The organism is Streptomyces sp. NPDC091376 (assembly GCF_044757085.1).
Lineage (GTDB): Bacteria > Actinomycetota > Actinomycetes > Streptomycetales > Streptomycetaceae > Streptomyces > Streptomyces pratisoli.
The window spans coordinates 58,880-73,954 of sequence record NZ_JBIVUF010000006.1 but is presented as its reverse complement, the minus strand read 5'-3'; the positions used below and the strand labels follow the sequence as shown (position 1 = coordinate 73,954).

The following is a 15,075-nucleotide window of genomic DNA, read 5'->3' as shown; positions in this document are numbered from 1 at the left end:
CGCTACCAACGGCGGTCCGCCGACGAACCCACCGGATGGATCACGAAACCACACTGGAGTACCGGAAGAGGTCGGCCGAGTTGCTCTGTGTGAGGTTCTCGACGATCGTGCGCAGCCACGGGCTGCGCACGGCTGGCAGCCGGACCAAGGTGTGCAGGAGCGTTTCCCGGTCGGCCCGGAACAGGTAGTTGGGGAGTAGCGGGAGAGGGTCGTCGCGGAGTACGTCTTGGGGTATGCGGCCCGAGGCGGGAACCGGCAAGTAGGGCTGGGGAGAGACCAGCCACAGCCACACCCCCAGCGGCAGGGGCACCAGGTATGCCGACGCACTGGGGCTGGTGGAAGTCCAGGTCTGCCCTGTCCTGGGGTGGACCGGTACGAGGAGGATGTCGACGCCCGCGTCCGGGGAGGGCTGTCCCGGTCCAGCCACGACGGCGCGCCGCTTTGGAGGGCCTGCGGGCAGCAGGGCGTCGAGCGCGCGTTGGAACATGTCCGTGGTGAGGCCGCCCGGGACCTTCACCGGCTGGCCTTGGGAGGCAACCAGTAGGTGGGCGAGCGCCTGGCCGGCTGCCGCCTCCCACTGCGGGCTCCACGACCAGTAGTGGTTCGACCCCATCCGTCCTCCCCACGTGGCAATCGGCTCGAACGGGGGCGTCTTCTCCCCCTTCTCTGCCAGCTCCGACCAGGAGAGGGGCGCAGCGTGGATGCCGTCAACGGGGACGCGGTGCACGGCGTCCGGGCTGAGCCGCACTGCCTACCAGAGCGAGCAGTCGTCGACCCTGGTCGCCACGGGGAGGTGGCATGTCTCGCAGGCCATGTTGGGCCCGTCGGCTCCGTCGAGGCCGCAGCAGGCACCGCCGCGTTTCTCAGGAATCAGCCGGGTTCCACGGATATCACCGGGCGCGATGACACTCGCCCCGGGCGTGCTGTCGGACAAGGCGTAGACCGGCGCGTAGATGCCGCGTGCCTCCGCCTCACCCGGATCGCTCCCATCCCACATCCGCCACGGCCCTCCCCAGGGATCCGGGGCCACGGCAAACGTCCCGGACTCCATGAGCACCGGAAGCTGGGCCCCGTTCCCGTACTTCTGACGGGCGTGGACTGGCAGCGAGACCTGGGACAGCGGGGTGGTCAACTCGGCGCCACAACCCGCACACACGAAAACGAACAAATGTCCTCCACCTGGGAAACAGAGGCATCGTCGCAGCTCGCCGGCAGCCAGCCAACATGTTTTCTCATCCCTTGAGGGAACGACACCCGCCACCGTCGTGGAGTATCAACGCAGCGCGGGCAACTGCCAGCCGCCGCGTCTGACTACAGCAAGCGACTCACTCAGTTCTCGAACTCCCGGTGTGCTGTGGCGCCTCCCGAAGTGGTGAACATCTGCTGTCCGTTCTCGGGTTCTGGCTCGCTTTCCGTGAAGCGCGCACGCTGAGTGACGGCTGGTGCTCTGATCAGGCTCCGGGAAGTTGCCTGAAGATGACCAGCGCGATCTTGGTGTGGTCGACAGTGCGGCGTCGTGGAAGAGACGTCGCCTCCTCTGGAGAGCCTGCTGTTACCGTCCATCGCGGACGTGTCGGTGCCGGGGCTGGACGTGAGCCATGAGGCGATACGCATCGACGTGTGCAGTACGGCGGCCGGGGCGGCATGCCGGACTGTGGGAGCGATTCGACCCGGGTGCACAGCTCTTACCTGCGGTTTCCTGCGGACGTGCCGAGTGGGACCGTCTGGTGGTCCTACAACTGCGAGTTCGGCGGTTCTTCTGTCCGGAGTCTTCGTGTGCTCGGGGACGTTCGTTGAGCAATGCCGGGACTGATCCGGCGGCACAGCAGGTGGACGGAGCGGTTGCGGTCGACTCTCGCCGCGGTGGGTCTCGCGCTCGTCGGCCGGGCTGGCGCCCGGTTGCCACGGGCCTTTGGGGTGTCCATCAGCCGCAGCGCGGTGTTGCGTCTGCTCGATGCATTGCCCGAACCAGATGTCCCGGCCCCGCGGGTGGTTGGTGTTGATGAGTACGCCACACGCAAAGGACGGGTCTACGGCACGGTGCTCGTCGAGGTCGAGACCCGTAGGCCGGTGGATCTGCTGCCTGACCGGGAGGCGTCCAGCCTGGCCGCATGGCCGGCGCAGCGACCGGGGATCGAGGTCGTCTGCCGGGGGCGCGCGCCGTTCTTCGCAGAGAGGGCCACGGCCGGGGCACCTCAGGCGACGCAGGTCGCCGACCGCCGGCATTCGTGGCACAACCTCGGGGAGGCTGCTGAGCGGGCTGTCACCCGCCACCGCCAGTGCCTTCGCGTCCAGGTCCCTGATCGCGAGGGGAAGGCCAATCCACCGGCGCCGTCCGAGGAAAGGCGGACTCGCGATGGCCGAGCGAGCGATTCGCCAACCGCGTCCGAGCCAGGCATGCCACGGTCCACGCGCTGCTGGAAGCCGGCCACAGCCGCCGTTCCATCGGGCGCCAGCTGAACATCACCCACCGCACCGGCGGGTATGGCCCACAGCTGCGTGTGGTGCTTCGCTCAACAGAACGAGATCCCGGCATGCCGAGGAAGCGAGGTACGGTCGGACGGTCGCACCGCGTTCGCTCCGCTGCCGTACGAGCCGTACATCACCTCCGTCATCGAACGGCTCACCGCAGCAGACTGCGCGCCGGAGGAGGCCGTGGCTACCGGGCCGCCGCACCCGGGACAATGGCAGGGCCGGGTGGGGGCCTTCTCGTGGCCGTCCTTGAGTGGCGGCCCTCCTCGGGCCGCTTCCCCGACGGGGCTCGGCTGCGCTGGACCGACCGCACCGGGTGGCACGGCCTCCCCGCCCGGGCTGTGCCGCGGAAGTGACCCCACACGTTGGTGACGGCCTGTTGCGCACGCCGCGATCAGAAGCTGTGTCACTGCCTCTTACCGCAGGTCGCAGCTGATGAAGCGCGAAGGTGGCTCGGCAGGACCTTCTGAGCAGGCTTTAGCCACGCGACACGCAGGACGTGTTTGCCGACATCAGCCTGTTCAACCCGGGCCTGGTGGCCGGCGGCATGCCCGAGCAGTGCATCGCCGCCCGCCACGGTAACCCGCCGGCCATCCCGCGCTCCGACCTGGAGCCCGCTCGCCGCTACCTACGGGGTGGTGATCTGGCACGAGCAGATCATCGAGATGGACGTTCGTGCGCCGGTGGCGCAGGGGTGACATGTCACCGTAGCGCCAGCGCATGCCCATTGTGCGGGCCCGAGGACGCCCCCGATCATCCAGACCATCTCGGTTCCATCCCTTCCCTTGGGGGTCTCCTTGCCTGGCTTTGCCATGCCCAGATCAGGGCGGATCGCGCTTGCCGCGGCCGTCGCCCTGACCATGGGCGTCATGCCGGCCGTCGCCGCTACCGCGGCGAGTCCGGCCGGGCCCCTGTCCGCTGCGGGCACCGCACACCGGTCTCCCGCAGGCGGCAGCACTCACACGGTCACCCTGATCACGGGTGACAAGGTCACGATCGCGACCGCCGCCGACGGCACCGTCATCCGGTCCTTCGAAAGCGCGAACGGAGCCGGCAGCGGCTTCCACCGGGCCGTCATCGACGGCGCGACGTACGTCTACCCCGACTCCGTGCTGCCGTACATCAGCACGGGGACGCTGGACAAGCGGCTGTTCAACGTGACGCAGCTGATCGCCGACGGTTACGACGACGCGCACGCCGAACGGCTGCCGCTCATCGTGAGCTACACCGACGCCGCGGCCAAGTCCCGGACGCAGCCGAAGATGGCCGGCTCGACGGTCGTCCGTCGGCTGGGCAGCATCCAGGGCGCGGCCCTCGCGCAGAACCGCGAGCAGGCTCCGCAGTTCTGGTCCGCGCTCACCGGCGGCGCGGGCTCGGCAGCGGCCCGGTCGGCGAAGCCCGCCTTCGCGGGCGGCATCGCCAAGGTGTGGCTGGACGGCAAGGTCAAGGCCGACCTCTCCGACTCGACCGCGCAGGTCGGCGCGCCCGAGGTCTGGGCGGGCGGCAACACCGGCAAGGACGTGAAGGTCGCCGTCCTCGACACCGGTGTGGACGCCGAACACCCTGACCTGGCCGAGCAGATCGACGACAGCGCCAGCTTCGTCCCGTACGAGCCGGATGTCGCCGACTACCACGGCCACGGCACGCACGTCGCCTCGACGGTCGCCGGCACCGGCAGCGCCTCCGAAGGCAAGGAGCGCGGTGTCGCCCCCGGCGCCCGGCTCGATATCGGCAAGGTGCTCGACCAGAACGGCTCGGGCCAGGAGTCCTGGATCATCTCGGGCATGGAGTGGGCCGCCCGGGACCAGCAGGCCAAGGTCGTCAGCATGAGCCTCGGCGGCGGCGGCGACGCCACCGATCCCATGAGCCAGGCCGTCGACCGGCTCAGCGCGGAGACCGGTGCGCTGTTCGTCATCGCGGCGGGCAACGGAGGCCCGCAGTCCATCGGCAGCCCCGGCGCCGCGGACTCCGCGCTGACCGTCGGTGCCGTCGACTCCGCGGACAAGCTCGCCGACTTCTCCAGCACGGGACCGCGCGTCGGTGACTTCGGCCTGAAGCCCGAGATCACCGCCCCCGGCGTCGACATCCTCGCGGCCCGCTCCCACCACCGGCGGGGCCAGGGCTACTACACCACGATGAGCGGTACGTCGATGGCGACGCCGCATGTCGCCGGCGCCGCCGCGCTGCTCGCCTCCGTCCACCCCGACTGGACCGGTGCGACGTTGAAGGAGGCACTGGTCAGCAGTACCAAGGCCACACCGTCGTACACCCCGTACCAGGCGGGTGCAGGACGCCTCGACGCCCTCGCGGCGGTGAACACCTCGGTCTTCGCCACCGTCAGCGCCTTCTCCGGCTTCCGCGCCTGGCCGTACACGCCGGGGGACACCGACGTCCGGAAGGTGACGTACACCAACACCGCAGACGCCCCGGTCAACCTCGACCTGGCGGTCGACGCCGACGTCCCGGCGGGGCTGTTCACCCTCTCCGCGGACAAGGTCACTGTTCCCGCACACGGCACCGCCTCGGTGGAACTGACCGCGGACCTGGACCGGGTCGCCCCGGACCAACATGTCAGCGGCATGATCACCGGTACGGACGGCACGGGGAAGGTCCGGGCCAAGACCCTGATCGGCGCCGCCAAGGAAGGACGGCGGCAGAACCTGAAGGTCGTCGCGAAGGACCGGTCGGGCAAGCCGCTGGCCGGCAGGGTCCTCGTCACCGCCGACCGCATGTTCACGGTGGTGGATCTCGACGAGTCCGGCACCGGCTCCATGCGACTGCCCGTCGGCAGCTACAGCGGATGGCTGATCGCAGACGTGCGCGGCGCCAACGGGCCGCGCTCTCTGGGCATGGCGATGCTCGCCTTCAACGACGTCAAGCTCGACGAGGACCGCACCGTCACCCTGGACGGCCGCAAGGCTCGTCAGGTCGTCGCCCGCGCGCCGAAGAAGACCACCGCGGTCGCTCCGCGCATGGACATCCACCGGTCGTTCACCGACAGCCTGGTCGAGTCGTCCATGATGCCGAACGCGACCTACGACAGCATCTGGGCTCTCCCGACCGGTGAGAAGGTCACCGACGGCAAGTTCGAGTTCGGCGCACGCTTCCGCCTCGAGCAGCCGGCGCTGACCGTGGACACGAAGACGGGCGCGTTGGACGACCTGCTGGTCAAGCGTGCGGCCGAGCCGCTGCCGGCCGGCACCCGGACCCTGAAGGCTGTCTTCGCCGACGAGGGCGCCGCCGAGATGCTCGCCCGGAAGCAGGCGCGCGGCACGGCTGTTGTCGTGCGGCGCAGCGACGAGGTCACGATCGCCGAGCAGGCGAAGGCCGCCGCGGACGCGGGTGCGCAGATGCTCCTGGTCGTCAACGACGGCATCGGCCGGCTGCAGCCCTGGGACGAGAACCCGTGGACCCCGCAGAGCCCCGCGCCGCTGACTGTCGCGTCGCTCGACGCGGACCGGGGCGACGACCTGATCGACGCGCTCCAGCGGGGCACTGTCGAGCTGAAGGTCGGCTCGCATCCCACCACCGACTACCTCTACGACGTCGTCCACCACTGGACCGGCGCCGTTCCGGCGGAGCCGACCTGGCGGGTGGAGCCGCGCGACCTGGCCCGAGTGGACGTCTCGTTCCGCAACCCCACGTCGGTGAGGGCGAACGAGTTCCGCTACGACGTGTGGCAGGGCTGGACCGCCGGAAACCAGCTCATGGCTCCCTCCCAGGGTGAGCGGACCGACTGGGTCGACTCCGACGTCGCCTGGGTGGAGGACGCGATCATCCCCACGGAGACCGGGCAGCACTCGCTCGACGTCCTGCGGTACCGGGCCGCAACGCGGGCCGAGGTCAGCTGGTTCGGGCCGATCCAGCGTCCCCGTATGGGCCCGATCGGCTTCCAGCCGGTGCGCTACCTCGACACGATGTACATCCCCGCACCCGGCTGGGGTGACTCCGGTGGCGGCCACGTCGGCGAAGCCCGCGGCAACTTCAAGGTCAAGAACTGGATGTCGCTCTACCAGGGCGACCGGCAGCTCAACTGGGGCAACGCCGAGTTCCTGCGGCTGCCGCAGCTCGCCGCCGAGCGGCTGCCCTACCGGCTGGTCCTCGACAACGACCGGGCGGAGTGGACGCACCCGTACTCGACGCACACGCTGACGGAGTGGAACTTCACCTCCGCGGCCACCGGTGCCGAGTCGGCCGAGTCCCTCCCGCTGATCCAGCTCGACTACGACGTGGACACCGACAAGGCGGGCCGGTCCGACCGGCGCGCCGAGTTGAAGGTGACCGCGTCGCACCTGCCGGGTACGACGGCCGCCATCGGGAAGCTCTCCGTCGAGGTCTCGTACGACGACGGGGCGACCTGGAAGAGGGCCGACATGGACCGTGACGGCAAGGGCTGGCGGACGAACCTGAAGGCTCCGAAGGGCGCGTCCTTCGTCAGCCTCCGGGCCACCGCCCGCGACAGCGCCGACAACACCGTCTCGCAGACGATCACGCGGGCCTTCGGCCTGCGCTGACATCACCTGAGGGCACCTGCCGGGTGGGACCGACCTCGGTCGGCCCCACCCGGCGGCAGCGGGCAAAGGGGACCGTGATCAGGGTGTCCCGATCCTCGCCGACCTCGCCTACATGGGAGCCGGCCCATGGGTCCATTGCGTTCCGGTCTGGAACTTGAAGGCGATCGCGTTGATCACCTGTCGGTGGTCTCGCCAGCGGCCGCCCCTCTCCGGCGTCCGGTCAGGGACCAAGGGCTCAATCCGTGCCCGCTGCACGTCAGTCAACGTCACGCCCGGACCAACGATCCCATGATCCAAACGAAACGGCCCAGTGCTCTGACCGGGACTCACCGGGTCCGTTGGTCCATGCGTGGTTCGCCTAGTACTCCAGCAGGATTTCGCTGTCTGACCTGTGTCTTTCGCCGGGTGGCGGGAGTGTAGCGGGACTTCGATCATGCAGGGGCGATCTCACGGAGACCGCCCCTCGATCGTGCGACAACGCCGCAGGAAGTGACAGCGGCGGGGCAGCCTCCGAGGGTGATCACCGAGTATGTCGCCGCGCAGTGGGACCTCGAACTGGACGATCTCTTCCTGCCCATCGGGCATCGGTTCGGCCGGGTCGAGCTCCGTCGCCGCATGCGTGACTACGTGCGCGGGCTGCTCGCCCCGGTGGCCCGCAAGAACAGCTGGCAGCTGGCCGAACAGGCTGGCCACCCCACGCCCGACGGCCTGCAGCACCTCCTCGCCGGATCGAAGTGGGAGCCCGATGACATCCGCGACGACCTGCAGGAATACGTCGCCGGCAAGCTCGGCGAGGTCGGCGGCGTGCTGATCATCGACGACACCGGGTTCATCAAGAAGGGCTCCACCTCAGCCGGGGTCCAGCGCCAGTACTCCGGAACTGCTGGCCGGACCGAGAACTGCCAGATCGGCGTCTTCGCCGCCTACGCCTCCGCCCGCGGCCGGGCTCTGGTCGACCGCGAGCTCTACCTCCCGAAGTCTTGGACTGAGGGCCGGGAACGCTGCCGCACCGCAAGGGTGCCCGACGAACGGGAGCTCGCCACCAAAGGTGAACTGGCCCGGCACATGGTGCTGCGGGCCCTCGCCTCGCCGCTGCCCATTACTTGGGTCACCGCGGATTCCGCCTACGGTCAGGACAGCCGATTCCGCCGGCTGCTGGAGCAGTCGGGTGTCGGCTACGTACTGGCCGTCTCCAAGTCCCAGTTCAGCGTGGGTTGTTCACGGATCGAGGGCCTGTTCGCGCGAGCCCCGGACGAAACGTGGGAGAAGATTTCCTGCGGCGACGGCGCGAAGGGGCCCCGGGTCTACCACTGGGCAGCGGTGCGGCTGCCGGCCGTCGCCGAGTTCGACTATCAGGGCGAGGTCCCCCACCGGATGCGGTGGGCACTGGCCCGGCGCAGCATCAGCAAGCCCGACGAGATCGCCTACTACCTCGCCTACGCGCCCCTTCAGGTCACCGTCCAGGAGCTGGTGCGGATCGCCGGGGCGCGCTGGGCGATCGAGGAGTGCTTCCAGGCCGCGAAGAACGAATGCGGCCTGGACCAGTACAAGGTCCGCCGCTACACGGGCTGGTATCGGCACATCACTCTGGCCATGCTCGCTCATGCTTTCCTGGCCGCCACGGCACACCAGCCCTGGGAAAAGGGGGCGGAACAGGTGAGACACCCGGGGCCATCGGGCTCACAGTGGCGGAGGTTCGGCGACTCCTGGCAGCTTGTCGTGCCCGGCCCCCGCACCTGAGCGGACACCGCGGACGACACCACGCGCTGAGCTGGTCGAACTGGCGCCGCCGACGCCAAGCAGTCGCCCGCCGCTGTCACTTCCTGCGGCGTTGTCGCACGATCGAGGGGCGGTCTCCGTGAGATCGCCCCTGCATGATCGAAGTCCCGCTACACTCCCGCCACCCGGCGAAAGACACAGGTCAGACAGCGAAATCCTGCTGCGGTACTAGCATCGCGTTCATGGCCGGAACCGAGCACGTCCTTGAGTGGTTGCAGAGCTGGTATTCCTCACAGTGCGATGGCGACCGGGAACACGAATGGGGCGTGAGGGCCGAGACGACCGACAACCCGGGGTGGTTCGTCAAGGTCTCTTGAAGAGACGGGGTTGGCTGACAGGGAGCATCCCCATCAGCGGGGATATTCGAGACGAGCATGACTGGGTCACTGCGTGGACGTCTGAGCAGACGTTTCACGTCGCTTGTGGGCCCGGCAATCTGACCGAGGCACTGTCGCTGTTCCGGATCTGGGCGTCCGAGGACGTCGCGGAACAACTCTGATGGGAGTTCCTCACGCTGCGAGCGCGGGCCGGGCAATGACTGTGGCGGGTCCCTGTTGGAACCGCCGATCTGGGCGCCGAGTGGGTGGGTCTTCGTTCATGGTGTTCATAGTGTGGCGAGGCCACCGAGGAGCGCCGGGGCGTGGGGGGCTGGCCGGAGACGGCACTGGCATGACTTCGTACCCGCGCAGGCGTGCCCAGCGCTGCAGCGAGATGCCCGACGGCCCCAAGCCGTCGGAAGGCCTGCAGCAGGTCGGTTTGCCGGCGCCGGTGCGGGGCAAGGTCCGGCAGCCCGGGCGACGGCCGAAGTGCTTCTGTCGGTGTGTTCGGGCCGGTGATCGTCGCTATGTCGTGGGAGATGAGCTGCGTGGGGCAAGGTAGGGTTTCGGTGGCCGCTGCGACGAGCTCGGCGGGCGGTCCGCATCGGCCAGCAGCGCGGCCACATAGGCCTCGTCCGTCGCGCAGGCCGTCCCTTGTCCCGTGCACCCTGTCATCGCGGGGCGGGGCACGCCTGCCGGTTCTCGCGTCAACCGGCTCCCGGGGAGCGGCCGTCGGGCCGAGCCCGTCCGTTGTCGGGCGGAACCGGCCGGCCGTCCGGCAGTCGGCGGGACTGCTTCCGCTCGTCCGAGCGGCCACCGTCCTGGTGCCGTTCGGCTGGGGCCCTGGTGATGTCGTGCGTCGCGGCTCCCCGGCCTCTACGGATGACGGGTGTGTCGGATGTGCGTGCGGGATCGCCCTGCCGGACCTCCCTCGGCAAACCGCTGCCGGCCCGGATCCTTGTCCGCCAGCCTCAGGGCGCACAAGCGTCTGGCTCTTCCTGTGCGCCCCTTTGCGCTCTCTCGGTGCCCCGGCGCGCAAGGGGCGCATTCTGTGTTCGTGGTGCGCTCCCGTGCCTCCCTGAGCGCGACTATCCGTCCGATACGCGGGCACCGGCAGTGAGTACTGACCGTTGGTGTCCGGCCGATCACGGAGCCGGCACGGTAGTTGAGGGGGATGAGCGTGATTCGGGTGCTGCTGGTGCACGACTCCCGTCTGCTGCGATCCGCGCTGACCACGCTGCTGGGGCGCGAGCAGGACCTGGAGGTGAGCGGAACGTCGTGGGGGGCGGCGGTCGGGCAGACCCGTTCCCTGCGGCCGCACGTGTGCGTCGTGGACGTCGACTGTCCGGGGGCGGCCATGATCGGGACGCTGATCGGCCTGGCCCGACGGGCGGCCGGTCCTGCCTCGGCAATGCTCGTGCTCGCCACTGGCACCCGGCCCGGTCTGCTGCGCCGCGCCTTCGACGCCGGCGCCCTCGGATACGTCAGCAAGGACGCGGGACCGCAGCGATTACTGGAAGGCATCAGACGTGTCGCCGAAGGCGAGCGATTCGTCGACGAATCGCTCGCCTTCGGCTTCCTCCAGGCCGCGGAGATGCCGCTGACGCCTCGTGAACTCAGTGTGCTGCGCATGGCCGCGGAGGGTTCGACGATCGCGGAGATCGCCCACGGCCTGCACCTGTCCCTGGGGACCGTCCGCAACTACATGTCCGCGATCACCCGCAAGACCGGGGCCCGCAACCGGGTCGACGCCATACGGATATCGCAGCACGCCGGGTGGGTCTGACCGGACGCGCCGGCCCCCGGGCGGCGGGATCCGGGGGCCAGTGCGGGCCCGGTGGCGGGATGTCCGGGGGCCGGTGCGGAGCGGGCGGCGAGCGGGAGCCGATACGTCCGGTGGCGGGATGGCCGGGGTCCTGCCCGGGACGGCCGGCGGGGCGGGCGCCGTCACGGGCCGACCGCGGCACTTCCGGCCGCCTGAGGCGACGGGGGTGACGCGGGGCCGAGGGCGCCTCGGGCGGCGTTCACGTCACGCTCGCCGCCGGCCGCCAGTCGCCCACGAGGTCCCGATAGGTCGCCGACCGTTCGACCAACTCCTCGTGGGTCCCGGCCGCCGCGCGCACCCCGTCCAGCACGAGGACGCGGTCGGCCCGTTGCGCCGACGCGAGCCGGTGGGCGATCACCAGCAGGGTCCCGGGCCGTTCCGCGAAGGCCCGCTCGGCCCGGGCCTCGGCCCCGGGGTCCAGATGACAGGTCGCCTCGTCCAGCAGCACCAGACCGGCCGGGGCGAGGTAGGCCCGTGCCAGGGCGACCAGTTGGCGCTCCCCCTGGGAGAGGGCCGCCGGGTCCAGCCGGGCGTCCGGCCCTCCGAGCCGGTGCACCACGGCATCGAGGCCGACCGCGCGCACGGCGGCCGCAACTGCCGCTTCGGGCGCCCCGTCCGGGCACATGTACAGCAGGTTGTCCCGCAGGCTACCGCTGAACACATAGGCCTCCTGCGGGATCAGGGCCCGCCGGGCCGACATGGGGTCCCGGTCCGGCGGGAGCACGGGCGCGCCGCCGATCAGCAACTCCCCCCGGTCGGGGACGAGCAGCCCGGCCACCAGCCCGAACAGGGTGGACTTGCCGATGCCGCTCGGACCGACCACGGCCAGGTGCTCACCGGGCTCCACGACCAGGTCGAGGCTGTCGATCACCGGGGTGGCGCACGGCCCGTAGGAGTAGGAGAGCGCACGCAGCTCCAGGCGGGGCGCGGCTGGGCCGGCGTCCGGCCGCGGCGTCTGCGGCGGGCCGGGACGCCGCGGAGCCGTCACCGCGCACCCTGCGCTCCGCCCTCGGCCCGGCCCGGATCCGTTCTTCGCCGCATCCCCGGGAGGCGGGCCCGGGGTCCGCGGCGCGGTCCCGTCGGGGCGGGTGAGGTGGTCGAGGATCACCAGCAGGCGGGTGCCGGCCGCGCCCAGGCCGGTCATGAGGGTGTTCAGGGACGGCAGCAGCGCCTGCGTCAGATAGGCGAGCGCACCGATGAGTTCACCGGCGGTGACCCCGCGGCCCAGCAGCCACGGCGCGGTGACCAGCAGCAGGACGACCGGTGCCTGTCCCGCGAGGCCGACGGCGAGTGTGCGCACCGCGGCCCACCGGGCGAGTGCCGCCGCCGCCCGGGTCTGTGCGTCGATCAGCCGCCCGGCGTCGGCCGTGATCCGCTCCTCCGCACCGCACGCCACGATGTCCCTGAGTCCTGCGACGTCGGCGCCGAGCCGCGCGGCGAGTTCCTCGTCGGTCCGCAGGAACTCCCGCTGCCGCACCGCCATGGGACGCAGCGCGGCGGCGAAGAGCACCAGCCCGGCGATCAGCGGCGGCAGCACGACCAGCAGCAGTACGGGAGCGAGTACCGAGAGGCCGAGGACGACGCCGACGACCGTGACGGCGAACGATCGGGTGACCATGACGAGGCCCGCGAAGCCGTCCCGGGCCGCCTCCGTCTGATGCGTCAGCCGCGAGACGGCCGCGCGGCCGGGTCGCGCTTCCCGTGCCGCCACCGCGTCGCCGAGGGCCGACGTGACGACCCTGCGTACCAGGCCGTCCCGGAGCGGCTCCACGAGGTCGGCGAGCCGGCGGAACACCCGGTCGGTGGCCACTCCGCCCGCGACGACGGCGACGGCGGTCAGGGCCAGCCAGCCCAGTCCCACACCGGGCCGTCCGGCGAGGAAGCCGCGGTCGAGCGCCGCTGCCACGCCGTAACCGCCGAGGAAGGTCTGCGCGGACTCCAGCAGCGACCAGCCGCCGAGACGTACGAGTACTCGTCCTCGCCGGGCGAGGAACGGGACCGCCTGAGGCAGGACCCTCCGCAGCGCCCCGTCCCGCCGGCTGGATACGGATAGCCGTGGCCCGGGGCGGCCCTCCGGCGGCGCGGCACTCGTCACGGGCGGGCCGGAACGGCCGCCGCCGGTCGTCCTGGGGGAGCCGGCTGTCGTCACAGTGCCCCGCTCCCCGACGCGCGGCCGTGCTCCCGGCCTTCGCCCACCGGCCCGCCGCCGACCGGTTCTTCGTCCACCGACCTGCCGACAGGCCCGCCGTCCACCGATCCGCCGCCGGCCTGCCCCTCGCCGACGGACCCGCCGCCAACCGGATTGACGCCAACCGGATCGCCAACAGTCCCGCCGTCCACCGACCTCTCGCCCACCGGCCCGTCCTCCACCGCGGCGAACGCCGCTCGGTACTCGGGCAGCGCCCACAGGGCCTCGTGCGGACCGACCGCCCGGACACGACCGTCGTCGAGCCAGGCGACGAGGTCCGCCCGCGCGGCCGACGACGCCCGATGGGCGACGACCAGGCGGGTGCCGGGCCGCACCTGGTCCAGCATGGCCCGGGCGACCTGCCGTTCGGTGACGCTGTCCAGGCTCGACGTGGCGTCGTCCAGGACGAGCAGCCGTCCGGCGTGGGCGAAAGTCCGCGCCAGTCCCAGCCGTTGTGCCTCCCCTCCGGACAGCGGCGCACGGGACAGCGGCGTCGCGTAACCGGCGGGTAGCCGCCTGACGAACGCGTCTGCCCCCGCCGCGCGCGCGGCACCGGTCACCTCCGTCGACGACGGTTCGTACGCGCCGAAGGCGAGGGATTCCCTCACCGTCGCGCCGAACAACGCGGGCCGCTCGAAGGCGTACCCCACCTCGCGGCGCAGCACCTCCCGCGCGATCTCGGGCACGGGCACGCCGTCCAGGCGGACGGTGCCGGCGTCGGGGTCGGCCAGGCGGCCTGGCAGGGCGGCCAGGGCCGACTTGCCCGAGCCCGACCTGCCCACGAGGGCCAGCGTGGACCCGCCGGGCACGACGAGGTCGACGTCACGCAGTACGGTCCTGCCGCCGTGCGCCACCGTGACACCGCGGAACTCCAGCCGGCCCGGGCCGCCATCGGGGAGCCGGCGCCCACCGTACGCGACGACGCGTGCGTCCAGGGCCTCGGCGACGCGTCCGGCCGCGGCACGGCTGCGGAGCAGACCGGCCAACTGACCGACGACGGCGCCGATTCCCGCGGCCAGGGCCGCATAGCGCAGCGCGGCCAGCAGTTCACCGATGCTCATGTCCCCTGTCGCCACCCTGAGTCCGCCGACCGCGAGCACGCCGGTCTCCAGCAGCGGCAGGAGCACCGCGCCCCGGGCGACGGCCCGCCCGTAGACCTGCCACATCTGCCGTCCGCTGTCGGCCAGTTGGGGCAGCGGTGCCAGGATCCGGGCGCGTTCCCGCTCGACCGTGCCCGCGGCCGCGACCGTCCGGGCTCCGTCGAGCGCCTCGACCAGCCGTGCGGCGATGTCCCCCTGGACTCGCTGGTAGTCGGCCACGCCGGCGGTGGTGTCGCGGGTGAACGCACGGACGAGCAGCATCAGAAGGGGCGCCCCGGCGACAAGAACGGCGGCGGTCCACAGGTCGGTGCACGCGAGCGCGACCAGTCCGCCGATCGGCAGGACGACGGCCGGTACGGCTCCTGCGGCGGTCGCGGGGGCGGCGGCCGCTTCCGTCACGTTCGCCGTCAGCCGGGTCACGAGATCGCCGCGGGTGAACCGCTGGGCGCCGCGCGGCCCGGCGGCCAGCACACGGCCGAGTGCGCGGCGTCGCATCCGTGCGGCGGACCGTGCGGTGACCGTGCCGGTGAGATGGGCGCAGGCGGCGTCGCACAGGGTGTCGGCGACGATCAGAGCCGCGCAGAGCGCGAGCCATGGCCCGGCGTTCGCGGCGCCTGCGAGCAGGAGGTCCAGTGTGCGGCCGAGCAGCGCGGGCAGGGCCACGGCCGCGGCCGCCGACAGCAGTCCCGCCACGACGAGGACCGCGGTCCGCCCTGCCGAGGCGCGAGCCGCCCCGGTCAGCAGCGACCGTGCGACGGCGGCGGTCGAGGACGGCCCGTGCGCGTCGCGAACCCGTACGCCCGGCGCGGTGGTGGGCGGGCTGTGGCTCATGGTGCTCCCCCTCGTGGTCACGCCGAGCGGTCCCGGGCGCGGTGACGCC

At 71.5% G+C, this 15,075-nt stretch carries 9 protein-coding genes and 3 pseudogenes; 8 read left to right on the top strand and 4 right to left on the bottom strand.

The genetic code is table 11. The features are described 5' to 3' along the window. Positions 1-40: 40 nt before the first annotated feature. Positions 41-1,168, bottom strand: a pseudogene (locus tag ACIQMR_RS14640) (hypothetical protein). Between the two features lie 632 nt (positions 1,169-1,800). Between ACIQMR_RS14640 and ACIQMR_RS14635 the strand changes: the two are divergent. The 4 genes and pseudogenes from ACIQMR_RS14635 to ACIQMR_RS14620 form a co-directional block, all read left to right on the top strand. Then, on the top strand, positions 1,801-2,460 hold the full coding sequence (locus ACIQMR_RS14635) for a transposase (RefSeq protein ID WP_401385941.1): 660 nt from the start codon (positions 1,801-1,803) through the stop codon (positions 2,458-2,460). Between the two features lie 466 nt (positions 2,461-2,926). Continuing rightward, a pseudogene (locus ACIQMR_RS14630) lies at positions 2,927-3,137 on the top strand (hypothetical protein); the annotation flags it as partial. A gap of 147 nt (positions 3,138-3,284) precedes the next feature. Continuing rightward, the gene (locus ACIQMR_RS14625; RefSeq protein ID WP_401385938.1) at positions 3,285-6,986 is read left to right on the top strand and encodes a S8 family serine peptidase; all 3,702 of its coding nucleotides are present in this window, start codon (positions 3,285-3,287) and stop codon (positions 6,984-6,986) included. A 37-nt stretch (positions 6,987-7,023) separates the two neighbouring features. Then, positions 7,024-7,119, top strand: a pseudogene (locus ACIQMR_RS14620) (IS5/IS1182 family transposase); the annotation flags it as partial. On the opposite strand, the gene ACIQMR_RS14615 reads toward ACIQMR_RS14620, so the two are convergent. Further along, on the bottom strand, positions 7,095-7,421 hold the full coding sequence (locus ACIQMR_RS14615; protein WP_401385935.1) for a transposase: 327 nt from the start codon (positions 7,419-7,421) through the stop codon (positions 7,095-7,097). The pseudogene ACIQMR_RS14620 and the gene ACIQMR_RS14615 sit on opposite strands and share 25 nt — an antisense overlap. An 81-nt stretch (positions 7,422-7,502) precedes the next feature. On the opposite strand from ACIQMR_RS14615, the gene ACIQMR_RS14610 reads away from it, so the two are divergent. From ACIQMR_RS14610 to ACIQMR_RS14595, 4 genes are all read left to right on the top strand, one after another. Next, the gene (locus ACIQMR_RS14610; protein ID WP_401385932.1) at positions 7,503-8,726 is read left to right on the top strand and encodes an IS701 family transposase; all 1,224 of its coding nucleotides are present in this window, start codon (positions 7,503-7,505) and stop codon (positions 8,724-8,726) included. Positions 8,727-8,947: 221 nt separating this feature from the next. Then, positions 8,948-9,082 carry an Imm53 family immunity protein gene (locus tag ACIQMR_RS14605; RefSeq protein ID WP_401385929.1) on the top strand — a complete coding sequence of 45 codons (135 nt, stop codon included), beginning with the start codon at positions 8,948-8,950 and terminating at the stop codon, positions 9,080-9,082. Continuing rightward, entirely contained in the window at positions 9,025-9,264 is a 240-nt protein-coding gene (locus ACIQMR_RS14600; RefSeq protein ID WP_401385926.1) for an Imm53 family immunity protein, read from the top strand. Before ACIQMR_RS14605 ends, ACIQMR_RS14600 begins: the two co-directional genes overlap by 58 nt. A 992-nt stretch (positions 9,265-10,256) precedes the next feature. Beyond that, entirely contained in the window at positions 10,257-10,868 is a 612-nt protein-coding gene (locus ACIQMR_RS14595; protein ID WP_401385923.1) for a LuxR C-terminal-related transcriptional regulator, read from the top strand. A 238-nt stretch (positions 10,869-11,106) separates the two neighbouring features. On the opposite strand, the gene ACIQMR_RS14590 is transcribed toward ACIQMR_RS14595, so the two are convergent. Together ACIQMR_RS14590 and ACIQMR_RS14585 are read right to left on the bottom strand one after the other, a co-directional pair. Then, the gene (locus ACIQMR_RS14590; RefSeq protein ID WP_401385920.1) at positions 11,107-13,056 is read right to left on the bottom strand and encodes an ATP-binding cassette domain-containing protein; all 1,950 of its coding nucleotides are present in this window, start codon (positions 13,054-13,056) and stop codon (positions 11,107-11,109) included. Beyond that, positions 13,053-15,026 (bottom strand): ATP-binding cassette domain-containing protein, encoded by a 1,974-nt coding sequence (locus tag ACIQMR_RS14585; RefSeq protein ID WP_401385917.1) that lies wholly within the window; start codon positions 15,024-15,026, stop codon positions 13,053-13,055. The genes ACIQMR_RS14590 and ACIQMR_RS14585 overlap by 4 nt, the downstream gene beginning before the upstream one ends. Between the last annotated feature and the right edge of the window lie 49 nt (positions 15,027-15,075).